This window comes from Xanthomonas sacchari (assembly GCF_040529065.1).
Taxonomy (GTDB): Bacteria; Pseudomonadota; Gammaproteobacteria; order Xanthomonadales; family Xanthomonadaceae; genus Xanthomonas_A; species Xanthomonas_A sacchari.
Genome location: NZ_CP132343.1, coordinates 3,460,805 through 3,486,294 on the forward strand (window position 1 = coordinate 3,460,805; position 25,490 = coordinate 3,486,294).

23 protein-coding genes are annotated in these 25,490 nt (G+C 68.2%); 18 read left to right on the forward strand and 5 right to left on the reverse strand.

Annotated elements, in window-relative coordinates:
* Position 1 precedes the first annotated feature (1 nt).
* Complete coding sequence (locus RAB71_RS14600) at positions 2-244, reverse strand: BolA family protein (protein ID WP_010344098.1); 243 nt, start codon at positions 242-244, stop codon at positions 2-4.
* Positions 245-296: 52 nt separating this feature from the next.
* Here RAB71_RS14600 and RAB71_RS14605 point away from each other — a divergent pair, with 52 nt between their 5' ends.
* The 5 genes from RAB71_RS14605 (at position 297) to lptB (ending at position 3,779) form a co-directional block, all read left to right on the forward strand.
* Positions 297-1,298, forward strand: coding sequence for a KpsF/GutQ family sugar-phosphate isomerase (locus RAB71_RS14605; RefSeq protein ID WP_029562260.1), 1,002 nt, complete (start codon positions 297-299; stop codon positions 1,296-1,298).
* A gap of 88 nt (positions 1,299-1,386) precedes the next feature.
* On the forward strand, positions 1,387-1,935 hold the full coding sequence (locus RAB71_RS14610; protein ID WP_010344100.1) for an HAD family hydrolase: 549 nt from the start codon (positions 1,387-1,389) through the stop codon (positions 1,933-1,935).
* The gene (gene lptC, locus RAB71_RS14615; RefSeq protein ID WP_010344101.1) at positions 1,932-2,498 is read left to right on the forward strand and encodes an LPS export ABC transporter periplasmic protein LptC; all 567 of its coding nucleotides are present in this window, start codon (positions 1,932-1,934) and stop codon (positions 2,496-2,498) included. Before RAB71_RS14610 ends, lptC begins: the two co-directional genes overlap by 4 nt.
* Positions 2,476-3,060, forward strand: a complete 585-nt coding sequence (lptA, locus tag RAB71_RS14620) for a lipopolysaccharide transport periplasmic protein LptA (protein ID WP_029562261.1) — start codon at positions 2,476-2,478, stop codon at positions 3,058-3,060. The genes lptC and lptA overlap by 23 nt, the downstream gene beginning before the upstream one ends.
* On the forward strand, positions 3,060-3,779 hold the full coding sequence (gene lptB, locus RAB71_RS14625) for an LPS export ABC transporter ATP-binding protein (RefSeq protein WP_010344103.1): 720 nt from the start codon (positions 3,060-3,062) through the stop codon (positions 3,777-3,779). Before lptA ends, lptB begins: the two co-directional genes overlap by 1 nt.
* Before the next feature lie 2 nt (positions 3,780-3,781).
* Here the strand turns inward: lptB and RAB71_RS14630 are convergent, their stop codons facing one another.
* Complete coding sequence (locus RAB71_RS14630; protein WP_138985777.1) at positions 3,782-4,444, reverse strand: hypothetical protein; 663 nt, start codon at positions 4,442-4,444, stop codon at positions 3,782-3,784.
* Positions 4,445-4,936: 492 nt separating this feature from the next.
* Here RAB71_RS14630 and RAB71_RS14635 point away from each other — a divergent pair, with 492 nt between their 5' ends.
* The 12 genes from RAB71_RS14635 to RAB71_RS14690 all read left to right on the forward strand — a co-directional run bounded on the left by RAB71_RS14635 (position 4,937) and on the right by RAB71_RS14690 (position 16,838).
* Entirely contained in the window at positions 4,937-6,400 is a 1,464-nt protein-coding gene (locus RAB71_RS14635; protein WP_010344104.1) for an RNA polymerase factor sigma-54, read from the forward strand.
* 50 nt (positions 6,401-6,450) lie between these two features.
* Positions 6,451-6,768 carry a ribosome hibernation-promoting factor, HPF/YfiA family gene (gene raiA / locus RAB71_RS14640; RefSeq protein WP_010344105.1) on the forward strand — a complete coding sequence of 106 codons (318 nt, stop codon included), beginning with the start codon at positions 6,451-6,453 and terminating at the stop codon, positions 6,766-6,768.
* A 21-nt stretch (positions 6,769-6,789) separates the two neighbouring features.
* On the forward strand, positions 6,790-7,242 hold the full coding sequence (locus RAB71_RS14645) for a PTS sugar transporter subunit IIA (protein WP_010344106.1): 453 nt from the start codon (positions 6,790-6,792) through the stop codon (positions 7,240-7,242).
* Positions 7,239-8,189: an HPr(Ser) kinase/phosphatase gene (gene hprK / locus RAB71_RS14650; RefSeq protein WP_010344107.1), complete on the forward strand. Its 951-nt coding sequence runs from the start codon at positions 7,239-7,241 to the stop codon at positions 8,187-8,189. The genes RAB71_RS14645 and hprK overlap by 4 nt, the downstream gene beginning before the upstream one ends.
* On the forward strand, positions 8,186-9,064 hold the full coding sequence (rapZ, locus tag RAB71_RS14655) for an RNase adapter RapZ (protein ID WP_010344108.1): 879 nt from the start codon (positions 8,186-8,188) through the stop codon (positions 9,062-9,064). The genes hprK and rapZ overlap by 4 nt, the downstream gene beginning before the upstream one ends.
* A gap of 145 nt (positions 9,065-9,209) precedes the next feature.
* Positions 9,210-9,602, forward strand: coding sequence for a PTS sugar transporter subunit IIA (locus RAB71_RS14660; protein WP_010344109.1), 393 nt, complete (start codon positions 9,210-9,212; stop codon positions 9,600-9,602).
* Entirely contained in the window at positions 9,595-9,864 is a 270-nt protein-coding gene (locus RAB71_RS14665) for an HPr family phosphocarrier protein (protein ID WP_010344110.1), read from the forward strand. The genes RAB71_RS14660 and RAB71_RS14665 overlap by 8 nt, the downstream gene beginning before the upstream one ends.
* 58 nt (positions 9,865-9,922) lie before the next feature.
* On the forward strand, positions 9,923-11,641 hold the full coding sequence (gene ptsP, locus RAB71_RS14670) for a phosphoenolpyruvate--protein phosphotransferase (protein WP_010344111.1): 1,719 nt from the start codon (positions 9,923-9,925) through the stop codon (positions 11,639-11,641).
* A gap of 597 nt (positions 11,642-12,238) precedes the next feature.
* Positions 12,239-13,597 carry a magnesium transporter gene (gene mgtE, locus RAB71_RS14675; RefSeq protein WP_010344112.1) on the forward strand — a complete coding sequence of 453 codons (1,359 nt, stop codon included), beginning with the start codon at positions 12,239-12,241 and terminating at the stop codon, positions 13,595-13,597.
* A gap of 177 nt (positions 13,598-13,774) precedes the next feature.
* The gene (locus RAB71_RS14680; protein ID WP_010344113.1) at positions 13,775-14,593 is read left to right on the forward strand and encodes a prolyl oligopeptidase family serine peptidase; all 819 of its coding nucleotides are present in this window, start codon (positions 13,775-13,777) and stop codon (positions 14,591-14,593) included.
* A gap of 267 nt (positions 14,594-14,860) precedes the next feature.
* Positions 14,861-15,310 (forward strand): hypothetical protein, encoded by a 450-nt coding sequence (locus RAB71_RS14685; protein WP_010344114.1) that lies wholly within the window; start codon positions 14,861-14,863, stop codon positions 15,308-15,310.
* A 259-nt stretch (positions 15,311-15,569) separates the two neighbouring features.
* A complete protein-coding gene (locus RAB71_RS14690; RefSeq protein ID WP_041500366.1) occupies positions 15,570-16,838 on the forward strand; it encodes an arsenic transporter in 1,269 nt (422 codons plus the stop codon).
* Positions 16,839-17,161: 323 nt separating this feature from the next.
* Here RAB71_RS14690 and RAB71_RS14695 read toward each other — a convergent pair whose 3' ends face one another.
* Complete coding sequence (locus RAB71_RS14695; RefSeq protein WP_029562263.1) at positions 17,162-18,538, reverse strand: amino acid permease; 1,377 nt, start codon at positions 18,536-18,538, stop codon at positions 17,162-17,164.
* A gap of 501 nt (positions 18,539-19,039) precedes the next feature.
* On the opposite strand from RAB71_RS14695, the gene RAB71_RS14700 reads away from it, so the two are divergent.
* Positions 19,040-19,522, forward strand: coding sequence for a hypothetical protein (locus tag RAB71_RS14700; RefSeq protein ID WP_041500367.1), 483 nt, complete (start codon positions 19,040-19,042; stop codon positions 19,520-19,522).
* Positions 19,523-19,847: 325 nt separating this feature from the next.
* Here RAB71_RS14700 and RAB71_RS14705 read toward each other — a convergent pair whose 3' ends face one another.
* Together RAB71_RS14705 and RAB71_RS14710 are read right to left on the reverse strand one after the other, a co-directional pair.
* Positions 19,848-22,103, reverse strand: coding sequence for a methyl-accepting chemotaxis protein (locus RAB71_RS14705; RefSeq protein WP_041500369.1), 2,256 nt, complete (start codon positions 22,101-22,103; stop codon positions 19,848-19,850).
* Positions 22,104-22,884: 781 nt separating this feature from the next.
* Complete coding sequence (locus RAB71_RS14710; RefSeq protein WP_010344121.1) at positions 22,885-25,143, reverse strand: methyl-accepting chemotaxis protein; 2,259 nt, start codon at positions 25,141-25,143, stop codon at positions 22,885-22,887.
* Positions 25,144-25,490 lie beyond the last annotated feature (347 nt).

Here is a 25,490-nt window from a genome sequence, read left to right on the forward strand (position 1 = left end):
CTCAGCCGGCGGCGCGCTCGGCCTGCTCGGGGGTCAGGGTATTCAGGGCCAGCGCGTGGATCGCCCCGCCCATCAGCTCGCCCAGGGTGGCGTAGACCATGCGGTGGCGGGCCAGCGGCAGCTTGCCGGCGAAGGCGGCGCTGACCACGGTGGCCTCGAAGTGCACGCCGTCGTCGCCCTGCACCTGCACCTGCGCGTCCGGCAGGCCGGCCTCGATGAGTTTACGGATGGTTTCGGCGTCCACCGGGCTTTCCTAATAAAATGATCGGCCATTCTACCCTCCGACCGGCACCCGCATGGATGTATCGCCCCTGTCTCCCACGATGCCCGACGACGCCGGCCTGGTCGCCAGCGGCCGTCGCGTGGTCGAGATCGAACAGGCCGCGCTGGCGGCGGTCGGCGCCCGCATCGGTGCCGAGTTCGCGGCCGCCTGCCGGCTGATCCTGGGCTCGCGCGGGCGCGTGGTCGCCACCGGCATGGGCAAGTCCGGCCATGTGGCGCGCAAGATCGCCGCCACCCTCGCCTCCACCGGCACCCCGGCGTTCTTCGTGCACCCGGGCGAGGCCGGGCACGGCGACCTGGGCATGATCACCGACGCCGACGTGGTGCTGGCGCTGTCCTACTCCGGCGAGTCCGACGAGATCCTGATGCTGCTGCCGGTGCTCAAGCGCCAAGGCAATGCGGTGATCGCGATGACCGGGCGCGCGCAGTCCACGCTGGCGCGCGAAGCCGACCTGCACCTGGACGTCAGCGTGCCGGCCGAGGCCTGCCCGCTGGACCTGGCGCCGACCTCCAGCACCACCGCCTCGCTGGCGCTGGGCGATGCGCTGGCAGTGGCGCTGCTGGACGCACGCGGCTTCACCGCCGACGACTTCGCCCGCTCGCACCCGGCCGGCAGCCTCGGCCGCCGCCTGCTGCTGCACATCACCGACGTCATGCACCGCGGCGACGAACTGCCCAAGGTGCGCGAGGACGCCAGCCTCAGCGAGGCGCTGGTGGAAATGAGCCGCAAGCGCCTGGGCATGACCGCGGTGGTGGACGCCGACGACCGCCTGCTCGGGCTGTTCACCGACGGCGACCTGCGCCGCGCCCTGGACAGCGCGCTGGACGTGCGCCAGACCCGCATCGCCGAGGTGATGACCCGGAAGCCGCGCACCATCGGCGCCGACCAGCTCGCCGCCGAGGCCGCACGGCTGATGGAGACCCACCAGATCAACGGCCTGATCGTGGTCGATGCGGCCGGCCGCGCGGTCGGCGCGCTCAACATTCACGACCTGTTGCGCGCCAGAGTGGTTTAACAGGCTGAACCCGTTCACTGCCCGCGGTGCCTCACGCCGCTGGCCCTGGCCGCTGGAAAGCCGGCCTCCCCGCCCCGATATCCCGAACATGCCCTATTCCCCGCTGGCCGACCTTCCCGCCGACCTGATCGACCGCGCCGCCCGGATCCGCCTGGCGTGCTTCGACGTCGACGGCACGCTGACCGACGGCCGCCTGTATTACGACCGCGACGGCAACGAGAGCAAGGCCTTCAACGTGCTCGACGGCCAGGGCCTGGTGCAGCTGCGCCGGCACGGCATCAACGTGGCGCTGATCACCGCGCGGCCGAGCCTGGCCGCGGAGAAGCGCGGCCAGGAGCTGGGCCTGCTGGTGCAGATCGGGGTCAAGGACAAGCGTGCCGGCGTGCAGGCCCTGTGCGACGAGCGCGGCATCGGCCTGGAGCAGGTCTGCTTCATGGGCGACGACCTGCCCGACCTGGCGCCGCTGCGCGTGGTCGGCCTGGCCGTCGCCCCGGCCAACGCCCACCCCTGGACCGCCGAACACGTGCACTGGACCACCCGCGCCCGCGGCGGCGAAGGCGCCGCGCGCGAACTGTGCGACGTCCTGCTGGCCGCACAGGGCCATGTCCCCTCACTGCTGCAGGAGCACGGCGCATGAACTGGCGCACCACTCTCGGCGGCCTGCTGCTGGTCGGGGCGCTGATCAGCGGCTGGTCGGCCTGGAACCAGCGCAGCAAGCCGAGCCGCAATCCTTCCGACGAAGCCAGCGTGGACTACATCGCCCGCGACTTCGAGATCGTCAGCCTGGACAAGCAGGGCAAGGAAGCGATGACCCTGCGCGCGCCGCAGATGGAACGCAGCCGCGCCGACCAGACGATGGCGATCGTGACCCCGCTGTTCCTGCTGCCGGATGCCAACGGCCAGCACTGGGAAATGCGCAGCAAGACCGGCTGGGTCAGCGCCGACGGCGACGAACTGCGCCTGCGCGGCGACGTCGCCGGCGACAGCCCCAAGGTGCCCAGCATCCCGCCCACCACCTTCCGTACCCAGAGCCTGGACGTCTTCCCGCAGACCAACAGCGCGCGCACCGCCGACCCGGTCACGATGACCCGGCCCGGTATGATGCAGACCGGCGTCGGCTTCCAGGTCGACCTGAAATCCCGGCAGTACAAGCTCCTTTCACAGGTCAAGTCCCGTTATGAACCGAATGCTGCCCGCTAAGCTCGCCCTGCTCGCCCTGCTGCTGCCGACCCTGGCGCTGGCCAAGTCGACCGACCGCAACCAGCCGATGGACATCAAGTCCGACGCGCAGGACGGCAACATGATGGCCGACGACGGCAAGGTCCGTTTCTTCGGCAATGTCGTCATCATCCAGGGCACGCTGGAGATCCATGCCGATACCGCCGACCTGTTCCGCAAGAACGGCGACATCGATCGCGTCGTGCTGACCGGCAAGCAGGCCACCCTGAAGCAGGAACTGGACGACGGCTCGCCGATGGACGCGGTCGCGGACAACATCGACTACAAGGTGCCCACCGACACGGTGATCCTCACCGGCAATTACCGCATGACATCGCCCAAGGGCACCAATGCCGGCCAGCGCATGGTCTACAACACCAAGACCGGCGACATGCAGGGCGGTGGTGACGGCACGCGCGTGCACACGGTGATCCAGCCGAAGAACGCCGGCGCTGCTCCGGGCGCCACGCCTGCCAACGGCGCCAAGCCCGCCGCCAAGCCGGCCGCGGCACCCGCCAAGCCGGCCAAGCAAGGAGGCCAGTGATGCTACTCGCCGAAGGCCTGCGCAAGCGCTACAAGCAGCGCGAAGTGGTGCGCGACTTCGCGCTGACCCTGGAGGCCGGCGAAGTGGTCGGCCTGCTCGGCCCCAACGGCGCCGGCAAGACCACCTGCTTCTACATGATCGTCGGCCTGGTCGACGCCGATGCCGGGCGCATCGTGCTCGACGGCAACGACATCACCGCGCTGCCGATGTACAAGCGCGCCAAGCTCGGCGTCGGCTACCTGCCGCAGGAACCGTCCGTGTTCCGCAAGCTCAGCGTCGCCGACAACATCCGCCTGGTGCTGGAACTGCGCGAGGACCTGGACGCCGCCGGGCAGGAACGCGAACTGGTGGCGCTGCTGGACGAACTGCAGATCAGCCACGTCGCCGACCAGCTCGGCGCCAGCCTCTCCGGCGGCGAACGCCGCCGTTGCGAGATCGCCCGCGCGCTGGCGGCCAAGCCGCGGCTGATGCTGCTCGACGAGCCCTTCGCCGGCGTCGACCCGATCTCGGTCGGCGAAATCCAGCGCATCGTCACCCACCTCAAGCAGCGCGGCATCGGCGTGTTGATCACCGACCACAACGTGCGCGAAACCTTGGGAATCTGCGACCGGGCGTATATCCTCAACGAGGGCAGCGTGTTGGCGCAGGGCTCCCCGGAAATGCTTCTTGCGAACTCAGAGGTGAGAAGAGTTTACCTCGGAGAAACATTCAAACTTTGATGTTAGTTTGAGGATATCGCATTGACTTTAGGATCGGTGGAAAAAACAAACCTTTTTTCCACCCCTCCCCCAACGACCTCAGACGTTTCCAACAACCCATAAGCCGGAGTAGGAGGACCAAAAATTCCAGAAACAAGACCCTCATCATCCTTATTTCCAGACATATTTACCTTACCAACGCAGACAGATGTGCCACACTCAAAATCGATACCACTGACATCATTGCGCGCTGCAAGCTTCTCTTTCATCGCAGATAGATAAATTTTCTTTAACTCCTGAGCCTCCGGATCGCCGGCATACTTACCCGCGAAACCACGGAGTAGAGCCGGAAAATTATCTCTATCGAGAAGCTTCTTGGCCTTGCTTAAAGACAGAGCATCGCCAGAGAGTAAAGAACTCTCCCCGATCGGAGCTTCAGCTCCACTCACCTTATTCGCACCATCAGCATCAGCAAGCACATCGCCCTTGACTAAAGAGTCATCAGAAGCGTTAGCCACCGATCTAGCGGAATTATTTTCCGCCACCTTGTCCTTATCAGCGGGCAGCGCAACGCCCCCATCCTCATCTCTACCAACCATCTTTCCGATGCGAGAGGACCCAAAAAAATAAAAAGCCACCACAAAAAGAAGTGCGATGGAACAGAAAATAAAAAGCACCTTTTTCATCGCACCCCCAATTAGAACATTTGTATTGACGCCTCATTCGGAAGCGCAATTACCGTTATATCAATTTCCGGGCTTGGGAGTGCCGGGAGTACTAAATCTCATAGTGACTTGGCCGCCGCAACAATCAGCGACTTGAAAACTTCCACCACTAATAGTAACGACACAACTATTAGTACAGCTGTAGTTTACCCCATTAATAGTAACCGAATCTGCGAATGCGGCCGTTGTGACCGCAAGCAATAACACTCCAGCGAATTTCTTAGCAAAAGCTGGTACGGCCATGATAACAAACTCCTTTTTGTATTAGCCTATTGGTTATCCGCGAAAGCTCCATTGCAAAGCTGACGCTCGTGATACATATCACACCAATCAATTCAACGTCAACACAAATGTCAAACACCGTTACAGCGGGGCCCTGCCGCCGAGCGCAAGTAACTTCTCCGAGACAACGCTAAGATTCAGAACCGCTTCACTGCTGAGTACACACGAAGGATGAAAGCACGGCTGCAGACATCGCTGGGACAGCACCTGGTCATGACGCCGCAGTTGCGGCAGGCGATCAAGCTGTTGCAGATGTCCAGCGCCGAGCTGGAAGTGGAGATCGCCGAGGCGGTGGAGAGCAATCCGCTGCTGGAATGGTCCGAGGACGCTGCACCCGCGTTCGAACGCGGCGATAGCGCCGACCATGGCCACGACCACGACCACGCAACGTCCGAGACGCGCAACGACGGCGATGGCGACCGCGGCGAATCCGCGCCGGCCAGCGACGGCGCCGACTGGGCCGATGCCGAACCGGCCTGGGCCGGCGGCAGCGGCGGTTCGTTCGACGACGACGACCTGGGCAGCGCGGCCGAGCGCGTGGCCGAGCCGGACACCCTGATCGACCACCTGCTGTGGCAGTTGCACCTGTCGCCGCTGTCGGCGCGCGACCGCAGCATCGGCGCGGCGCTGATCGACGCGCTCGACGACGACGGCTACCTGCGCGAGCCGCTGGCCGCGATCGCCGAGACCCTGCGCCCGGACATCGCCGCCGAGGAGGACGAGATCCTCACCGTGCTGCACCAGATCCAGCGCTTCGACCCGGCCGGCATCGCCGCGCGCAGCCTGGGCGAGTGCCTGACTCTGCAGTTGGACACCCTGCCCGAGGACACGCCGGGCCTGGCGCTGGCCCGCATCATCGCCAACGGTCCGCTGGAGCGGTTGCCGCGCAGCGGCGTGGCCGGGCTGGCCCACGAACTCAAGCGCCCGGCGGCGGAGGTCGACACCGCGGTCGCGCTGCTGCGCTCGCTGGACCCGCGCCCGGGCAAGCAGATCGGCGAGTTGGGCAGCGACACCTACGTGGTGCCGGACTGCGTGGTCTGGCGTCAGCGCGGGGTGTGGCATGCGGCGCTGTCGGCGCACGCCCAGCCCAAGGTCACCATCCACCGCGGCTACGAGCGGCTGATCCGCCAGTGCGGCGAAAGCGACGCCGGCTACCTGCGCGGGCAACTGCAGGAAGCGCGCTGGCTGCTGAAGAGCCTGGAGGCACGCGGCGAGACCCTGCTCAAGGTGACCCGGTGCCTGCTCAAGCAGCAGGCCGGCTTCCTGGAGTTCGGCGAGCAGGCGCTGCGGCCGCTGACCCTGCGCGAGATCGCCGGCGAACTGGGCCTGCACGAAAGCACCATCTCGCGCGCCATCGCCCGCAAGTACGTGCGCACCCCGCGCGGCACCATCCCGCTGCGCGCCTTCTTTGCCTCGGGCATCGACACCGACAGCGGCGGCGAGGCGTCCAGCACGGCGATCCAGGCGATGATCCGGCGGCTGATCGAGGCGGAAAATCCGCGCAAGCCGCTTTCTGACGCCAAGCTGGCCGACCTGCTGAAAAGTGCCGGCGTGCCTGTAGCGCGCCGCACCGTGGCGAAGTATCGTGAGGCCATGAACATTTCCGCCTCCCACGAACGCGTTCGAATCGGCTAGCGGCGGCGGCGATGGGTCATAGGTGTGAAACCCGAACCAAGGAGTATCCGATGCGTATCGAGACCTACGGCCAGCAGATCGAAGTCACCCCCGCCCTGCGCGAGTATGTGGAGACCAAGCTGCAACGGCTGAAGCGACACTACGAAGAAACCATCGAGGTCCGCGCCCAACTGGCGCTGCGCAAGCCCGACCACCACGTCGAGGCCACCGTCAATGTCCCCGGCCGCACCCTGCACGCCGACGCCAGCGCGCAGACCATGTACGCGGCGATCGACCTGCTCGCCGACAAGCTGGACCGGCTGATCATCAAGCACAAGGAAAAGAAGCACGACCATCATGCGGCCGAGGTGCGCGACAATCTCGCGTGATCCTCCCCACGTTGCGCCGCCATGCCCTTGACCGATCTGATGGCGGCCGTCAGCACCCAGGTGCTTCCGGCCGCCGATCGCGACACCCTGCTGCACACCGCCGCCGGTCTGCTGGCCTGCCAGCAGGCCGGCGCCGATGAACTCTTCGCCAGCCTGCGCGAGCGCGAACAGCTCGGCAGCACCGCCATCGGCCATGGGATCGCCATCCCGCACGGCCGTGCGCCGGACCTGGACGCCCCACGCGGCGCACTGCTGCGCCTGCAACAGCCGATCGATTTCGACGGCCAGGGCACCCTGGTCGACCTGATCTTCGCCATGGCGGTCCCGGCGCACTACACCCACCAACACCTGATGCTGCTGTCCGAACTGGCCGAGCAGTTCTCCATCGAGGAATTCCGCGACGCCCTGCGCAGTGCGCCGGACGCCGCCGCACTGTATGCGCTGCTCGGCGGCGCGCCACGGGCCGCCGCATGAACACCAGCATCGACGCACGCGAACTGTTCGACCAGCAGCGCGACCGCCTGGGCCTGCGCTGGCTGGCCGGGCACAAGGGCGAACACCGGGTGCTGGAGGCCGGCAATGCGGTCTCGCGGCGGCCGTCGCTGGCCGGCTACCTCAACACCATCTACCCCAACAAGGTGCAGATCCTCGGCACCGAGGAACTGGCCTGGCTGGACTCGCTGGACGCGCGCCAGCGCTGGGAGACCATCGAGAAGATCGTGCAGGTGCGGCCGCTGGCGCTGGTGGTCACCAAGAACCAGTCGTGCCCGGAGGACCTGCGCGCGGCCGCCGACGAATCCGATACGCCGCTGTGGGTCTCGCCCAAGCGCGGCCACGAGCTGCTCAATCACCTCTCCTACCACCTGGCCCGCACGCTGGCGCCGCGGGTGATCCTGCATGGCGTGTTCATGGAGATCTACTCGATCGGCGTGCTGATCACCGGCGAGGCCGGCTCGGGCAAGAGCGAACTGGCGCTGGAACTGCTCAGCCGCGGCCACCGTCTGGTCGCCGACGACGCCCCGGAATTCACCCAGATCGCCCCCGACGTGCTCGACGGCACCTGCCCGGAACTGCTGCAGGACCTGCTGGAAGTGCGCGGGCTGGGCGTGCTCAACGTGCGCGAGATGTTCGGCGACACGGCTGTAAAGAAGAACAAGTACCTTCGGCTCATCGTGCACCTGACCCGGCCCATGACCGAGCCCACGCCCCACGGCTACGAGCGCCTCACCGGCGATTCCGGCACCCGCCACGTGCTGGACCTGGACGTGCCGCTGATCACCCTGCCGGTGATGCCCGGCCGCAACCTGGCGGTGCTGACCGAGGCCGCCACGCGCCTGCACATCCTGCGCACCAAGGGCATCGATCCGGCGGCGATGTTCATCGCCCGCCACAGCAACCTGCTGGAGCGGCGCAATCCATGACCGCCGGTGCCAACACCTCCACCCTGGTCATCGTCAGCGGCCTGTCCGGCTCCGGCAAGTCGGTGGCGCTGAAGACCTTCGAGGACCTGGACTACTACTGCGTCGACAACCTGCCGGTGGAATTGCTGCCGGCCTTCGTCAAGAGCCTGGTGCGCGAGGACGCCGGCCCCAGCAAGCTGGCGGTGGGCATCGACGTGCGCAGCCGCCACAGCGACCTGACCCAGCTCTCGCGCTGGCGCGAGGCGGTGGCGCAGTTCGGCCTGGATGCGCGGCTGCTGTTCTTCGACGCCAACGACGAGGCGCTGATCAAGCGCTACGCCGACACCCGCCGGCGTCATCCGCTGTCGCACCAGGGCCTGTCGCTGCCGGAGGCGATCGAGCGCGAGCGCGCCCTGACCGAGCCGCTGCGCGAGGCGGCCGATGCGGTGATAGACACCAGCACGCTCAACGTGCACCAGTTGCGCCGGCGGGTCACCACCGAGTTTGCGCTGTCCGCCGAGAACACCTTGTCGCTGCTGTTCGAGTCCTTCGCCTACAAGCGCGGGGTGCCGGCCGAGGCGGATTTCGTGTTCGATGCGCGGGTGCTGCCGAATCCGCACTGGGACCCGGAGCTGCGCCCGATGACCGGCCGCGACAGCGGCGTGCGCGAGTACCTGGACGCGCAACCGGACGTGCAGCGCTACACCGCGCAGCTGATCGACTTCCTCGACACCTGGCTGCCGCGGCTGCGCAACGACACCCGCAGCTACGTGACCATCGCCTTCGGCTGCACCGGCGGCAAGCACCGCTCGGTGTACCTGGCCGAACGCCTGGCCCGCCACGCCCGCGAACAGGGCTGGCCGGAAGTGGCAACCTTCCATCGCGAGCAGGATTGATCGAAAAGCCGGGATTGGTGATTGGGGATTCGGGATTGGCAGAAGCGGCATTGCTCTGGCTCTTGCGAATCCCCAATCCCGAATCCCCAATCCCAGCTCCCCACAGGCATTCCCTGCGCCCTGCCTGACCTGTTAACGTTCTCCCATGGCCTGTGGCATTCTCCTCATCACCCACCCCGGGATCGGCGCCGCGCTGCTGAGCGTGGCGACCCGGCTGTTGCGGCAATTGCCGCTGAAAACCGAAGCGTTCGACGTGCCGTTCGATGCCGACCTCGACGCGCTGCTGCCGCAGGCGTCTGCGGCGTTGCGGCGGGTGGACGATGGCGATGGCGTGCTGGTGGTGACGGATCTGTACGGGGCCAGCCCGAGCAATCTCGCCGCGCGGCTGGCGCGCCTGGGCACGCCGGTGCGGCGCGTCTCGGCATTGAGCCTGCCGATGCTGCTGCGGATCATGAACTACCCCGAACAAGGACTGGAGCAGTTGCCCGCGACCGCCGCCGCCGGCTCGCGCAACGGCGTGGTGATCGACGATGCTTGAACGCGAACTGCTGGTCTCCAACCGCCTCGGCCTGCATGCCCGCGCCACTGCCAAGCTGGTGCAGACGCTGTCTTCGTTCCGCTGCAATGCCACGCTGGCGGCCAAGGGCCGCGAGGTCAACGCCAAGAGCATCATGGGCGTGATGCTGCTGGCCGCCGCGCAAGGCACGCCGGTGACGGTGCGGGTGGACGGCGCCGACGAAGCCGAGGCGCTCAAGGCCGTGGTCGACCTGTTCGAGCGGCGCTTCGACGAGGACAGCTGAGCATGCGCCGCCGGCGGCCGCAGGCAGGGACGCGGTGCCGCCGCACGGGGCACGCGCGGTGAGCGTGCGCATCGCCGGCCATGGCGCCTCGCGCGGCAATGCCCTGGGCCGGGCGCGGGTGCGCCTGCCGCATGCGCTGGAGGTGGCCGAGCAACGCATCGGCGCCGCGCAGATCCCCGAAGAACTCGATCGCCTGCACCGCGCGGTGGACGCCGCGCGCGAGGAGATGCACGGCCTGCGCCAGCGCCTGCACGGCGCCCTGGCCAAGGAGGTCGGCGAATTCCTCGACCTGCACGCGCTGCTGCTCGACGACCCGGAACTGCTGCACGGCCTGGACGAACTGATCCGCACCGGCCGATACAGCGCCGACTACGCGCTGCGTCTGCAGCGCGACCGCCTGGCGACCGTGTTCGACGACATGGAGGACGCCTACCTCAAGAGCCGCATGGATGATCTGGACCATGTGATCGGGCGGATCCATGCGTTCCTGCAGAAACGCCAACCGGACAGCGAAGGCCTGGCCGGCGAGATCCTGGTGTGCGAGAACGTGGCGCCGTCGGAACTGGCGCAACTGCAGGCGCAAGGCGTGGTCGGCATCGTCACCAGCGCCGGCAGCACCTTGTCGCACAGCGCGATCCTGGCGCGCAGCCTGCACCTGCCCCTGGTGGTCGGCGTCGCCGACGCGCTGCAGAAGATCAACGACGGCGACGTGCTGATCGTCGACGGCACCCAGGGCGCGGTGCTGGTCGACCCGACCCCGGACGACCTGCGCGACTACCGCAGCCGCGTGCGCGAGCAGGCCAGGCTGCAGCGCGGCCTGAGCAAGCTGCGCTCCAAGCCCAGCCGCACCCGCGACGGCGTGGACATCACCTTGCTGGCCAACGCCGAGTCGCGCGACGACGTCACCCGCGCGCATGCGCTGGGCGCCGACGGCCTGGGCCTGTACCGCACCGAATTCCTGTTCCTGCAGCGCGACGCCCTGCCCGACGAGGAAGAACAGTTCCACACCTACCGCGACGCGGTGCTGGGCATGAGCGGGCGGCCGGTCACCATCCGCACCCTGGACCTGGGCGCGGACAAGGCCGATCGCACCGGCCTGACCATGAGCAACGAAGAAAACCCGGCACTGGGGCTGCGCGGCGTGCGCCTGTCGCTGGCCCGGCCTAAGGTCTCCGACACGCAGCTGCGTGCGCTGCTGCGCGCCTCCGCGTACGGGCCGGTGCGGGTGCTGGTGCCGATGGTCAGCGCGCGCGAGGAACTGCTGGCGATGCGCCGCCATCTCAAGCGCATCGCCGCGCAGTTGCGCCGCGACGGCCACGCCATCGCCGAGCAGGTGCAACTCGGTGCGATGATCGAGGTACCGGCGGCGGCGCTCGCCCTGGACACTTTCATCGACGTCATCGACTTCCTGTCGATCGGCACCAACGACCTGGTGCAATACCTGCTTGCCGCCGACCGCAACAACGAGGCGGTGGCCGAGCTGTATTCGCCGCTGCATCCGGCGGTGCTGCGCCTGATCGCGCAGGTGATCGCCACCGGCCAAGCCCACGGCAAACCGGTGGCGGTGTGCGGCGAGATCGCCGGCGACCCGGCGCTGACGCCGATGCTGCTGGCGCTGGGATTGCGCGAGTTCAGCCTGCACCCGGCGACGATGCTGGAAGTGCGCCAGGTGATCCGCGACACCGACCTGCAGGCCCTGCGCCAGCGCGGCGCCAAACTGCTGCAGGCCCGCGACCGCAAGGGCATCGAGCGTTGGCTGGGCTGCGCGATCGGGTAGTTCCCGTGCGTGCGCTGCGTTGGCTCTCGTAGGAGCGGCTTCAGCCGCGACAAACCTGATCGGTACCGCCGTCGCGGCTGAAGCCGCTCCTACAGAAAACCGGCCCGCCGCGCGCGCAGGCCGGGGCCAATCAACGTTGCCACCTTGTGGGAGGGACTTCAGTCCCGACGCCCGAACCCTTATCGCGTCGGGACTGAAGTCCCTCCCACAAAAAAACCGTCGCCCGCGTGCCGGCGTAGATGCGTCACTCCCATCGACATTCCTCTCCCTGGCTTTCTGCCTTCTTTTTTCCTGGCTTCTGCACTGCTCTCTGCTTCCTTCTCGGTGCTACCTATTCCCCTGCTCCCCTGTTCCTGCCCCCTGCCCTTTGCCTCTCGCCCGCTTCCCCAAGAGCAGTTTTTCGCTTGCTACCCCCGTCGCTTCTCTCCGAGCGCACTGCCCCGGCTCCGCTCTGCACTTGCGATTCCCGATTCCCAATTCCCCACTCCCGGCTCCACCAACACTGTGCTTCCCGCAACATGCAGGCGATAATGTTGGGATGAACATCTGACCGACCGCGTTTCTCCGGAGCGCGGCCTCACCCGAAGGGAGCAGCGCATGGCCGACGCCGTCCGCCACGACAAGACCGCGCGGCAGCTGCGCATGCTGTCCGACGCGCTGGACAGCGGGCGCCTCGGCCCGGTGCGGCGCCTGGTCAATACGCTGGCGCCGGCCGAGATCGGCAACCTGCTGGAGTCGTTGCCGCCGGGCAAGCGCGAGGTGGTGTGGGGGCTGGTCGATCCGGAGGACGACGGCGAGGTGCTGGTCCACGTCGGCGAGGAAGTGCGCGAGAGCCTGCTCGCGGACATGGACCCGGACGAAATCGTCGCCGCGGTCGAAGACCTGGACATCGACGACCTCGCCAACCTGGTCGAGGACCTGCCGGACACGGTCATCGACGAAGTGCTCAAGTCGATGGACCGCGAGAACCGCGAGCGGCTCGAGCAGGTGCTGTCGTATCCCGAGGACAGCGCCGGGCGCCTGATGAACCCGGACGTGGTCACCGTGCGCGCCGATGTCAATGTCGACGTGGTGCTGCGCTACCTGCGCCTGCGCGGCGAATTGCCGGACCACACCGACCACCTGTTCGTGGTCAGCCGCCGCCACCAGTATCTGGGGCGGGTGTCGCTGGCGGCACTGGTCACCCACGAGGACTCCACCCCGATCAACCGGCTGATCGACGACGAGCAGCCGGCCATCGACGTCGGCGAAGGCGCCGACGAGGTCGCGCGGCAGTTCTCCGACCACGACTGGATCTCCGCGCCGGTGGTGGACGACAACAACATCCTGCTCGGCCGCATCACCATCGACGACGTGGTCGACATCATCCGCGACCAGGCCGAGCACCAGGCGATGAGCGCGGCCGGCCTGGACGAGGACGAAGACCTGTTCAGCCCGGTGCGGCGCGCGTTCCGGCGCCGCCTGCTGTGGCTGACGATCAACCTCGGCACTGCCTTCATCGCCTCCAGCGTGGTCGGCCAGTTCGAAGGCACCATCGCCAAGCTGGTGGCGCTGGCCGCGTTGATGCCGATCGTGGCCGGCATGGGCGGCAACGCCGGCACCCAGGTGCTGGCGCTGATGGTGCGCGGCCTGGCCCTGGGCCAGATCGGCGCCTCCAACGTGATCGTGCTGCTGCGCAAGGAGCTGTCGGTGGCGCTGATCAACGGCCTGGCGCTGGGCATCGGCCTGGGCCTGATCGTGCTGCTGTGGTTCAAGCAGCCGCTGCTGTCACTGGTGATCGGCTCGGCCCTGACCATCAACCTGCTCACCGCCGCGCTGGGCGGCGTGCTGGTGCCCCTGACGCTCAAGCGCCTGGGCTTCGACCCGGCCCTGGCCGGCGGGGTGATCCTGACCACGCTGACCGACGTGATGGGCTTCCTCAGCTTCCTCGGCCTGGCCACCCTGGTTCTGCTGTAGAACGTGCGCGTGCGCGGCGACTGCACGCGTCGCCGCAACCACCCCGGCACGACGCGCACGACGCGCCGGCACGCGCCTTGGCCGCCGGCTGACTGGCGCATGTCCGCCGCCGCTGCCCGGGTTGTCGGAAAGACGCCAAGGCCACGATACTGCGGGCTCACCACCCGAGGGCCAGCCATGTCGATGCGTTCGTTGCTGCTTCTGCTGTGCCTGTCGATGGTCGGCTGCAGCAGTTTGCCCAGCGACCCGGCCACCGGCCACTTCGTCAGCCGCCAGCTCACCCTCGATGGACGCATCTACCGCTACCAGGTGTTCGTGCCGGCGCCGGCGCATCGCCAGGGCCCGGTGCCGGTCGTGCTGTTCCTGCACGGCTCTGGCGAGCGCGGCGACGACGGCCGCGACCAGACCACGTCCGGCCTGGGCCCCTACCTGCGCCGCCACCTGGCCGATTTCCCGGCCCTGGTGGTGATGCCGCAGGCGCCCGACGGCGAGGAATGGAACGGCGCCAACGCGACCATGGCGCTGCAGGCGCTGGACGACAGCAGCGCCGAGTTCAACGGCGACCCGCAACGCACCTATCTGACCGGCATGTCGATGGGTGGCTACGGCACCTGGGAGATTGCCCTGAAGCAGCCGCAGCGCTTCGCCGCGCTGGTGCCGATCTGCGGCGCGATCCTGTCCCCGCACGAGGACCGCGAATACCTGGTGGTGACGCCGGTGGCCTATCTGGCCGATCCCTACAGCGCGCTGGCGCAGCGCCTGCGGCACGTGCCGGTGTGGATCTTCCACGGCGCCCAGGACGACGTGGTGCTGCCGCACGACGACCGCAAGATCGTGCGTGCGTTCAAGAACCTCGACGCCGACGTGCGCTACACCGAATACCCGCAGGGCAACCACAACGCTTGGGATGCCACCTACCGCGATCCGAAGATGTGGCAGTGGCTGTTCGCGCAGAAGCGCAGCGACGCCGGCAACGAGACCACCGCCGAGAAGTAAGCCGTCTCCAGGAAGGAACTTCAGTCCCGACGCCCCACCCTCACCGCGTCGGGACTGAAGTCCCTCCCACAAAAAAGCCCATCGAGCGCGGCGTGCGACACGGCGTGGGCCCGACGCCAGGCTGCGCGAGCTGGGCCGCACCGACGCCAGGCTCAGCGTTCGCCGACAGGGGCCTCCACGGCGATCCGCGCCGACGCGTTGTCGCTGCCTGCGCAGCGCCCAGCCAAACCGCGTACAGTCCGCGCTTTCGTCGCGCATAGGTTAGGCATGGTCGCCGCCCTTTCCTCATCACAGACCGCGTTCCAGGCCCGCCTGCGCGGCCTGGACCCGAGCGTGGCGGCGATCGCCGGCACGGTGATTCCACCGCTGCTGGTGCCGGCATGCGACGCCCCCTCGGCCCTGCAGCTCAGCGACAGCGGACGCTGGCTGTTGCAGGTGCTGGACGCACTGGACGCCCTGCACCAGGCCGCGCAGGCCAGCCGCCTGTCCGCCGATGCGCTGCGTCGCGACCAGAAGTTCGCCCCGCCCGGGCGGCCGTCGCTGCACCTGGTGCAGTTGCGCCAGCAGCAGGCGGCCGCGCAGCAGGCCGTGCGTCGCGCCAACCAGTCACTGGCCCAGGCCGCCACCGGCTTCGTGCGCAGCGCCGGGCTGACGCCGCCGCCACGGACCGGACCGGTGGCGTTCGTGCAAGGGTGGATCGCACGCCATCTGGGGTAGCGGCACCGCGGTGCCGCGCGGCCCTGGCGTGCAGGGATGTGCGGGCAGCCCCGCGACGCGTGTCTACGCAAACTAAACCGCGGGCGCCGGAGCGCCCATGTCGGCCCGGCCTGCACCTGCCCCGCTGCTATCCTGCACGCCCCTCGGACTGCGCTGCCCGCCGCCCCATGCCCGTGCCCTCCACCATCGCCCTCCCCTGCCTCGTTCCAGCGGCCTCTTCGCGCGCGTGCCTCGGCGCCCGTGCCACGGCAGCGGCGGCATGAGCATGCCCGTCGCGCATACGGCCAATCTCGCCACCTGGAGCATCTGCGCGCTGGCCACCGCCGGCGTGATCGCGCGGCCGTTCAAGCTGCCCGAGGCGTGCTGGGCGGTGGGCGGCGCGCTGCTGCTGATGGTGCTGGGGCTGATGCCCGGCGGCGAGGCGTGGCAGGCGGTACTCAAGGGCCTGGACGTGTACCTGTTCCTGATCGGCATGATGCTGCTGTCGGAGACCGCACGCGCCGAAGGCCTGTTCGACTGGGTGGCGATGCATGCGGTGAACCTGGCCAAGGGCTCGACCCAGCGCCTGTTCGCATTGGTGTTCGGCGTCGGCATCGTGGTCACCGCGTTCCTGTCCAACGACGCCACCGCGGTGGTGCTGACCCCGGCGGTGTACGCGGCCGCGCGCAAGGCCGGCGCCAAGCCGCTGCCGCTGCTGTTCGCCTGCGCGCTGATCGCCAACGCCGCCAGCTTCGTGCTGCCGATCTCCAACCCCGCCAACCTGGTGCTGTACGGCGGCAAGATGCCGACCCTGGGCGCGTGGATGGCCGCGTTCGCGCTGCCGTCGCTGCTGGCGATCGGGGTGACCTTCGTGATGCTGCGCTGGGCCGAGCGCAAGGACCTGACCGGCCATTGCGCCGCGCGCGTGGACACGGTGCCGCTGACCCGCGGCGGCACCTTCGCCCTGGTCGGCATCCTCGCCACCGCGGTGCTGCTGGTCGGCGTCTCCGCGCTGGGCCTGGACCTGGGCCTGCCGACCTGCCTGGCCGGCCTGGCGACGCTGGGCGTGGTCTGCCTGGGCGGCCGGCAGTCGCCGCTGCCGATGGCCAAGGCGGTGTCGTGGTCGGTGCTGCCGTTGGTGGCCGGCCTGTTCGTGCTGGTGGAGGCGCTGTCGCGCACCGGCGTGATCGGCCTGCTCGCGCGCACCCTGGCCGACGCTGCCGCGCACTCGCCGCAGGCCACCGCCGGCGTCGCCGGCACCCTGCTGGCGTTCGGCTCCAACCTGATGAACAACCTGCCGGCCGGCCTGATCGCCAGCACCACCGTCGCTCAGGCGCAGCCGCCGCAGCTGGTGGTGGACGCGCTGCTGATCGGCGTGGATCTGGGGCCGAACCTGTCGATCACCGGCTCGCTGGCGACCATCCTGTGGCTGACCGCGATCCGCCGCGAAGGCGAGGACGTGGGCTTCTGGCGCTTCCTCAAGGTCGGCGCGCTGGTGATGCCGCCGGCGCTGCTGTGCGCCCTGGGCGCACGCCTGCTGCTGGGCTGAGCGGCGCGCGTGCACGTCGTGGATTCGGCCGCGGTGGTTTCCATCGCAACGCGTCGCGGCTGAAGCCGCTCCTACAAGAGGCAGGTCCGCGAGCTGTCGGTGCCGTCGCAGGAGCGGCTTCAGCCGCGACAGGCCTTGCCGCGACACCTGTCGCGGTTGCTCCATGAAAAGCAACACGCGCGACCGCTGCGGCGACACACATGACGCGCGCAAAGCGCTGTCATGCAGCCGCGACGAACGAAGCAAACGCCGTCCGATACCCTCACGCGTCGAAACTGAAGTCCCTCCCACAACGGCATGCCGCCACCGCTGGAGCGCGCGCCCTACCCCGCGCGCAGCCGCCGCGCCACGCCGCTGACCACGGCGATCACCGCGGTCAGCGCCGCCATCGACAGGAACTGCGTGCGGGTGTCCGGCGAGGCCACCAGCAGGCCGAAGATCAGCGCCAGGATCGCCAGCGCCAGCACGGTGAGCAGCGGATAGCCGCGCATGCGGAACGGCAGGCGGGTGCCGGCGCGGTCGGCGCGCGCGCGCAGGATCAGTTGCGACAGCAGCGAGATCGTCCACACCAGCAGGCAGGTGGCGCCGACGATGTTCAGCAGCACCGGCAGCACCCGGTTGGGATACAGCAGCTCCAGCACCGCAGCGACGAAGCCGAACAGCACGCTGGCCAGCACCGCCAGCCACGGCACCTGCTGGCGGCTGGACGCGGCCAGCGCGCGCGGCGCTTCGCCGCGCTGGGCCAGCGAGAAGATCATCCGCGAAGCGCCGTACAGATTGGCGTTGAGCGCCGACAGCAACGCGATCACCGCGATCAGGGTGATGCCGGTGGCGGCGCCGGGGATGTTGGCCACCTGCAGCACCGCGGCGAACGGCGAACTCAGCGCCTTGCTCTGCCATGGCACCACCGCGATGATCACGCTCAGCGAGCCGATGTAGAACACCAGGATGCGCCAGGCGACGGTACGGATGGCACGGGCGATGCTGCGCTCCGGATCGGCGGTCTCGGCCGCGGCCACCGCCACGATCTCGGTACCGCCGAAGGCGAACACCACCACCAGCAGCGCCGCGCCGATGCCGGCCAGGCCCTTCGGCGCGAAGCCGCCGTTGCCGGTGACGTTGGACAGGCCCGGCGAGGGGACACCAGGCAGCCAGCCGGCCAGCAAGGCGATGCCGACCAGGATGAAACCGACGATCGCCGCTACCTTGAGGATGGCGAACCAGAACTCGAACTCGCCGAAGTTGCGCACGCCCAGCAGGTTGATCGCGGTGAACGCGGCCATGAACGCGATCGCGGCCGCCGGCACCGGCAAGCCCGGCCACACCGTCGCCAGCAGGCCGGCCGCGCCCACCGCCTCGGCGGCGATCACGATCACCAGTTGCAGCCACCACAGCCAGCCCACGGTGGCGCCGGCGGTCGGCCCCATCGCGTCGGTGGCATAGACCGAGAACGCGCCGCTGGCCGGCTTGGCCGCCGCCATCTCGCCCAGCGCGTTCATCACGATGATCACCAGCGCGCCGGCGACCAGGTAGGAGATCAACACCGCCGGCCCTGCCGCGTGCACGCCGACGCCGGAGCCCAGGAACAGGCCGGCGCCGATCGCGCTGCCCAAGCCCATCATGATCAGTTGCCGTGGTTTCAGCGCGTGGCGCAGGGCGGGAGCGGCGGCGGACGGGACAGGCGCGGACGGATGCGGCATCGGCTCGGTCGGGTGCGGAAAACGCGACACGATACAGGCTGAAGGCCGAGAGGTGCGGCTGCACGCGTGTTTGGCCGCTTGCTAGCGCGGATCGGCGCGCCGCAGCGGGGTGGCTGCTGCAACGCAGCGCGGATCCGCGCACGCGGTTGCCAGCGACACCGCGCGGGATGCCGACGGCCGCCTTTCGCTGCAAACGACACGGCGGAACGGCCCAACCCTGCCAATGTACGGTATCTCCTTACATCAGACACCAACGCCATTTTCGCTTACATGGTTGATTCTGCTTGTTGACAGCGCTACTAACGTCAGAAATACTGAACTCGACGCCTGCAAAGTCTCCTATTTCCGCACCAGCCGATGAGGGCGAACGCGGAGCCGGGAGGACCGCAGGCGACGACGGACCGGGAGACGGCCCGTTGCGGGCGCCCCGGCCGGAAAGGACCACGGCTGTCGCTCGTCCCATGGCGTACAGGTCCGTACATCCAGACAAGGAGAGACACCATGATCAAACCGCTGCTGACCCTCACCATGCTGGCGGCCGCGCTGGCCGCGCCCTGCCTGCAGGCCGCCCAGCGCGCGCCGCTCAACGCCGCCGACGCGATCCAGGGCATGGGCGAACGCCTGCCCATCGGCAAGCAGAACGTCAGCCTGTCGCCGCTGTTCAAGGTCTACACGTTCGAGAAGGCCGGCCTGCGCTTCGTGCAGATCAACTCGCTGCAGGACGAGGTCATCACCGTGCTCAGCGCCACGCCCGGCACCGACACGCGGCTGCCGATCGGCAGCGCCGCCGAGGAGCAGATGATCGCGGTCAACGACGCGAAGAACCAGCCGCTGGGCATGGTCACCGCCGCGGCCAGCTGCCCGTGCAACGCCACCGTGGTCTACCGCGACGCCACCACCACCATCGTGGTGGTCTACGGCTCCAACGGCGAGTACATCACCTCGTACGTGATCAAGACCCCGCAGACCAAGCCGCCGCAGTAAGTGCCGCTTACGCGCTGCGGCCGCCCACTGCGGCCGCAGCGCGATTTGACTGTGGCCGTCGATGACCTGGCCGCCCGATCAGGACCGGCACTGCAGCGCCCGGCGAGGGCGATGCCTTCTGCATTCGCGCTGCTCCCTCTTGCGCAGGGGGACATTGGCCACGGGCGAGCCGAAGCTTCGCCCCACACGTCTCCGCACCAGCCGCCGCCTGCTCGCACACAGCAGCCGAATCGCGCACATCGCGCAGCGATGCACAAACGCAAGCGGCCGCCTTCCGAGGAAGACGGCCGCACACCAGCGGTCCGGGACACCGGACCGCGTCGGCTCAGAACTCCTGCCAGTCCTTGTCCAGCGCCACCGCCGCGGCGAACGCCGGCGCGCGTCGTGCCGGTGCGGCCGCGGCCAGCGGGCGCGGGCTGCGCACGGCCGTCGGCACGGCAGTCCTGGCACGCGCCTGCACCGGTGCTGGCGACGGCGCGGCAACGGGTGCGCCGTCCAGCTTGAACAGCGCCACCGCCTGGGTCAGCTCCACCGATTGCTGCTCCATCGAACGCGCGGCCGCGGTGGCTTCTTCCACCAGCGCCGCATTCTGCTGCGTGCTTTCGTCCATCTGGGTGACGGTCTGGTTGACCTGCTCGATGCCGGCCGACTGCTCCTGCGAGGCCGCGGAGATCTCGCCCATGATGTCAGTGACGCGCTGCACCGAGGCGACGATCTCCTGCATGGTGCTGCCGGCGCGATCGACCAGCGCCGAGCCCTCGGCAACGCGGGTCACCGAGTCGTCGATCAGCGTCTTGATCTCCTTGGCGGCGTTGGCCGAACGCTGCGCCAGGGTGCGCACTTCGCTGGCGACCACCGCGAAACCGCGGCCCTGCTCGCCGGCACGTGCCGCTTCCACTGCGGCGTTGAGCGCCAGGATATTGGTCTGGAACGCGATGCCGTCGATGACGCCGATGATGTCGGCGATCTTCTTCGAGGACGCCTCGATCCCGCTCATGGTCTCGACCACCTGGCCCACCACCACGCCGCCCTGCGAGGCGACCGACGCCGCGCCGCTGGCGAGCTGGTTGGCCTGACGCGCGTGTTCGGCGTTCTGCTTGACGGTGGAGGTCAACTCTTCCATCGAGGCTGCAGTCTCTTCGAGGCTGGCAGCCTGCTGCTCGGTGCGACGCGACAGATCGTCGTTGCCGGTGGCGATCTCGGTGGCCGCGGCATTGATGCTGACCGCCGCGGTCTGGATGCGGCCGACGATGCCGGTCAACTGGTCGGCGGTGGCGTTGGCGTCGTCGCGCATCCGCGCGAACACCCCCTGGAACTCGCCGTGCATGCGCGCGGTGAGATCGCCGGCGGCGATGGCCTGCAGCAGCGCCGACAGTTTGCCGAGATTGCGATCGCTGACCTCCATCATCGCGTTGAGGTCCTGCACCATCAGCCGGAAGTCGTGCTGGAAACTGGCCGCATCGCCGCGGGCACTGAAGTCGCCGGCCGCGGCCGCCGCCGCCAGACGCTTGATCTCGGTATTGATCGCCAGCAGGCTGGCCTTGGCCGCGTCCATCGACTCGTGCAGCACCGCACGGCTGCCGGGCAGGCGACGCGCGTCGCGGCGCAAGTCGCCGTTGGCGTACTCGTTGAGGATCTCCACCGCCTCGACGATGGCATCCAGGTGCTCGAACATCATGGTGTTGATGCCCTTGCTCAGCTCGCCGTACACGCCCGGGAAGTCCTGCGGCATGCGGTGGCTGATGTCCTTGTCCGCATGCAGTTCGATCATCAACGCGGTTTCGCGGGAGAAGCGCTGCAACTGCATCTGCATCCCGTTCATCGCCAGCAGCAGGCGGCCAGGTTCGTCGCGCGCGTCGGTGGCCACGTCGTTGTCCAGGTGGCCGGCTGCGATGGCCTCGGCGGCAAGGGTGGCGCGATTCAGCGGCACGGTCAGGCTGCGGGTGATCAGCCAGGCCAGCACGCTGCTGACCAGCACCACCGCCAGGCCGCCGGCGATGAGCATGGCGCGCCCACGCGCCATCGCCGCCGTCGCCGCCGCATAGGCCTCGTTGCTGCGGGTAGCCTGCAGATCGGCGTAGCGGGCGATCGCATCCTGCCATTTCTGTGTCAGCGGGGCAGACTTCCCCATCAGCAGGGCCAGCGCCTCATCCGGCTTGTAGTGCATGCCCAGGTCGATGACGCGGTTGTTGACGTCCACGGTCAGCGCGCGGGCGCGATCGACCTCCTCCAGCACGGCCTGGCTCTGCGCACCGCTGGGAATGGCGCCCGCCCGCTTGCGCGCCTCCTGGTAGCGCGCGCGCTGCTCGGTGATGACCTTGGCGAAGCGGATGTTGTCTTCCTGGGAGGTCGGCAACACGATGTTGCGGACATTGATCGCCACGGCAGAGCTCGCGTTGAGCATCTCGCTGGAAGCACGGATCGCGGCGATGTTGCGCTGGACGATGCCGTCCAGCCGCTCGCGTGCCTGGAACAGGGTGAACAGCCCGGCGACGACCAGCGCCGAGGACAACAGGATGAGGAGGCCAAACGCGGTGGCGAGCCGGGCACCGACGTTGTAGCGCTGAAGGAATGCAATCATGGAATGGCCTGTCTGGGGGAATGAAAGAGGCGACGGATCGCCCCGGATCACGCACGACGACGCAATGGCCGTCGTGTGCGCCCGCATCGAGCAAGGGATGAAGAAATCGTGAAAAATCGTTTCGAATCAAACGCTTGATGACGCATCCCGCTCAATGTGCGGGCGATGTAACGGCCCCCCGTAGCCGGACTTGAGAGGCGATTGCAGACAATTTATTGAACACCCTCAGGCATATGACAGGGGTGTGGAGAGCCCATGCGCGCGACGCGCGGACCGGCAGTTTTGCGTGAAAGGCGCGTGCATTTCTTGTTGCAACAAGCGGCATGACGTTTGCATGCAGCACACACGCGCGGCCAATGGAAAATGGAGCGATCCGATGGCGCACGCCCCCATCCGGATGCGCGGCACAGGCGAAGAATGCGATCGCGTTCGCATTGCCGCACCAGTCGGAGACGATGAGTTGCGCGACGGCGCTCAGCGCGTGCGCGACATGGAGGCACGTCGACGGTGACACGCGATGGATGCACGGATGAGGGCGACGCATGAGCAGGCTGCGCGCGCACTTGCACAGGGCGCAACGTGACGGCGATGCACGGCGCAGAGGCACGCGGTGGGGATGCCCTCCGGCCAGTCGCCGCATCGACCAGGGTGCGGTCGCTCGGCTGCCGCACGCGGCGCCCGGATCGACTGGATACGACGCCGGCGGCACCAGGGCCGCCGGCATTCGACAGAGCGAGCGGCGCGCACTGCGCCCCCCGCCCGATGACACACCTCGTGCGGCTCAGAACTCCTGCCAGTCCTTGTCCAGCGCCATCGCCGCTGCCGGCTGTGCCGCACGTCGTGCCGGCAAGGCCTTCACGACTGCCGGACCGACGCTGCGCTTGCCTGCGGGCGCCGGGGCGGCGTGCTGACGCGGCGCCTGGACCACCGGCGTGGCTGCCGAGGCGTCCAGCTTGAACAGCGCCACGGCCTGGCTCAGTTCCACCGCCTGCTGCTCCATCGAGCGCGCCGCCGCACTGGCCTCTTCCACCAATGCCGCGTTCTGCTGGGTGCTCTCGTCCATCTGCGTCACGGTCTGGTTGACCTGCTCGATGCCGGCGGATTGCTCCTGCGAAGCCGCGGAAATCTCGCCCATGATGTCGGTGACGCGCTGCACCGAGCTCACGATCTCGGTCATGGTCTTGCCGGCCTGGTCGACCAGCGCCGAGCCCTCCGCGACACGGCTCACCGAGTCGTCGATCAGGCCCTTGATCTCCTTGGCAGCGCTGGCCGAGCGTTGCGCCAGGGTGCGCACCTCGCTGGCCACGACGGCGAAGCCGCGGCCCTGGTCGCCGGCGCGCGCCGCTTCCACCGCAGCGTTCAAGGCCAGGATATTGGTCTGGAAGGCGATGCCGTCGATCACCGAGATGATGTCGGCGATGCGCCGCGATGCATCCTCGATCCCGCTCATGGTGGTCACCACCTGGCCGACCACCGCTCCGCCCTGCGAGGCGACCGAGGCGGCGCCCACCGCCAGTTGATTGGCCTGGCGGGCATGCTCGGCGTTCTGGCGCACGGTGGAGGTCAACTCCTCCATGGAGGCAGCGGTTTCTTCCAGGCTGGCGGCCTGCTGTTCGGTGCGGCGCGACAGGTCGTCGTTGCCGGCGGCGATCTCGGTGGCCGCGGCATTGATCGACACCGCCGAATGCTTGATGCGGCCGACGATGCCGGCCAGTTGTTCGGCGGTGGCGTTGGCGTCGTCGCGCATCTGCGCGAACACGCCGCGGAAGTCGCCGTGCATGCGCGCGGTCAGGTCGCCCGCGGCGATCGCCTGCAGCAGCGTCGACAGCGCCTGCAGATTGCCGTCGGCGGTAGCCATCAGCTGGTTCAGGCTCTCCACCATCACCCGGAAGTCGTACTGGAAGCGCTCGGCGTCGCCGCGCGCGCTGAAATCGCCGTCCGCGGCGGAGGTGGCGAGTTGCTTGATCTGCCCGTTCATCGCCGACAGGTTGGCCTTGACCTCGTCCATGGTCTGGCTCAGCACCGCTTCTTCGCCCGGCAGGCGGTCCATGTCCTGCGACAGGTCGCCGATCGCGTAGCGGCCCATGATCTGCGCCAGGCGCGTCTTCACCGCCAAGTGCGAGGCGACCAGCGCGTTGGTCTCGGCGGCCATGCGGCCGTAGTCGCCAGGGAAGGCCTGCGCTTCGATGCGATGGCTGACTTCGCCCGCGTCGTGGCGCTTGGCCATCTCCAGCTGCGCGCCGATCAGGTTGCTGACCTGCTGCTGCATGCCTTGCATCGCGACCAGCAGGCGCCCGGTCTCGTCGCGGGCATCGGTGCGCACGTCGTTGTCCAGCTTGCCGCTGGCGATGGCCTCGGCGACGCGCGTGGCACGGGTCAGCGGCACGGTCAGGCTGCGGGTGATCAGCCACGCCAGCAGGCCGCTGGCCAGCACCACCAGCACGCCACCGGCCACCAGCAGGCTGCGGCCGCGGTCCATTGCCACGTTGGCGCTGGCGTAGGCCTGCGCGCCGCGCGTGCGCTGGCGGTTGGCATAGGTATTGATCGCCTCCTGCCACTGCTGGGTCGCCGGCCCGGCCTCCGTCATCAGCACTTTCAATGCCTCATCGGCCTTGTTGGCCATGCCCAGGTCCAGGACCTTCTGGTTGGCGAGGCGGGTCCGTTCGTAGGCGTCGTCGATGGCCTTGCGCATCTGCGCGCCGGTGGCGTCGCTGACCGGAATCGCGTAGAGCTTGTCGTGGATCTCGCCGTAGTAGCGGCGCTGCTGGTCGACGACCTTGGCGAACTGCTCGTTCTCTTCCTGCGTGGTCGGCAGCACGATGTTGCGCAGATTGACCGCCACCTGCGCGCTGGCGTTACGCATTTCGCCGGTGTAATCGAGGATCTGCATGCGCCGATTGACGATGGTATCCATCATTGCGCGTGCCTGTTTCAACGTCAGCAAGCCGGCGACCACGAGCGCACAGGACAGCAGGATGAGGACGCCGAAGGCGGACGCGAGCCGCGTCCCGACGTTGTAGCGCTGAAGGAATCCGATCATGAGGGGCCACCAAGTAAGGAAAGGAGAGGAGCCCGCGCCACGACCGGGATCGCGCAAGACAGCGGCAGGCCTGTGGCCCGACGCAATGCGACGGAGAGGAAGACGAAACCACTTCCAGCCCCGACCGCATCGGGGATGTCACCTGCGGGTACTCGTTTCAAATAACGGCGGCGGCGTGCCGTTCTTGATGCGTAACTAAGCACACTCTTCAGGACCTCCTCAGCATCGTGACCATGGCGTGCACGATGCTGCGCGCGCACAGCGAAAGCCGCTGATCGCGTCAAACTCATGTGAAACAACGATAAATTTGGCGCCTTCCGGTGCAACCGCCCCACAACCACGCACCA

Coding starts and splice junctions, on each gene's coding strand:
- RAB71_RS14645 (WP_010344106.1), top strand. CDS start 6,790: ATGCCCTTGACCGATCTGATGGCGGCCGTCAGCACCCAGGTGCTTCCG.
- RAB71_RS14660 (WP_010344109.1), top strand. CDS start 9,210: ATGGCCTGTGGCATTCTCCTCATCACCCACCCCGGGATCGGCGCCGCG.
- RAB71_RS14695 (WP_029562263.1), bottom strand. CDS start 18,538: ATGCCGCATCCGTCCGCGCCTGTCCCGTCCGCCGCCGCTCCCGCCCTG.
- lptC (WP_010344101.1), top strand. CDS start 1,932: ATGAACTGGCGCACCACTCTCGGCGGCCTGCTGCTGGTCGGGGCGCTG.
- RAB71_RS14710 (WP_010344121.1), bottom strand. CDS start 25,143: ATGATCGGATTCCTTCAGCGCTACAACGTCGGGACGCGGCTCGCGTCC.
- RAB71_RS14605 (WP_029562260.1), top strand. CDS start 297: ATGGATGTATCGCCCCTGTCTCCCACGATGCCCGACGACGCCGGCCTG.
- RAB71_RS14630 (WP_138985777.1), bottom strand. CDS start 4,444: ATGAAAAAGGTGCTTTTTATTTTCTGTTCCATCGCACTTCTTTTTGTG.
- raiA (WP_010344105.1), top strand. CDS start 6,451: ATGCGTATCGAGACCTACGGCCAGCAGATCGAAGTCACCCCCGCCCTG.
- RAB71_RS14705 (WP_041500369.1), bottom strand. CDS start 22,103: ATGATTGCATTCCTTCAGCGCTACAACGTCGGTGCCCGGCTCGCCACC.
- RAB71_RS14665 (WP_010344110.1), top strand. CDS start 9,595: ATGCTTGAACGCGAACTGCTGGTCTCCAACCGCCTCGGCCTGCATGCC.
- RAB71_RS14690 (WP_041500366.1), top strand. CDS start 15,570: ATGAGCATGCCCGTCGCGCATACGGCCAATCTCGCCACCTGGAGCATC.
- lptA (WP_029562261.1), top strand. CDS start 2,476: ATGAACCGAATGCTGCCCGCTAAGCTCGCCCTGCTCGCCCTGCTGCTG.
- RAB71_RS14610 (WP_010344100.1), top strand. CDS start 1,387: ATGCCCTATTCCCCGCTGGCCGACCTTCCCGCCGACCTGATCGACCGC.
- RAB71_RS14680 (WP_010344113.1), top strand. CDS start 13,775: ATGTCGATGCGTTCGTTGCTGCTTCTGCTGTGCCTGTCGATGGTCGGC.
- mgtE (WP_010344112.1), top strand. CDS start 12,239: ATGGCCGACGCCGTCCGCCACGACAAGACCGCGCGGCAGCTGCGCATG.
- lptB (WP_010344103.1), top strand. CDS start 3,060: ATGCTACTCGCCGAAGGCCTGCGCAAGCGCTACAAGCAGCGCGAAGTG.
- rapZ (WP_010344108.1), top strand. CDS start 8,186: ATGACCGCCGGTGCCAACACCTCCACCCTGGTCATCGTCAGCGGCCTG.
- hprK (WP_010344107.1), top strand. CDS start 7,239: ATGAACACCAGCATCGACGCACGCGAACTGTTCGACCAGCAGCGCGAC.
- RAB71_RS14685 (WP_010344114.1), top strand. CDS start 14,861: ATGGTCGCCGCCCTTTCCTCATCACAGACCGCGTTCCAGGCCCGCCTG.
- RAB71_RS14700 (WP_041500367.1), top strand. CDS start 19,040: ATGATCAAACCGCTGCTGACCCTCACCATGCTGGCGGCCGCGCTGGCC.
- RAB71_RS14635 (WP_010344104.1), top strand. CDS start 4,937: ATGAAAGCACGGCTGCAGACATCGCTGGGACAGCACCTGGTCATGACG.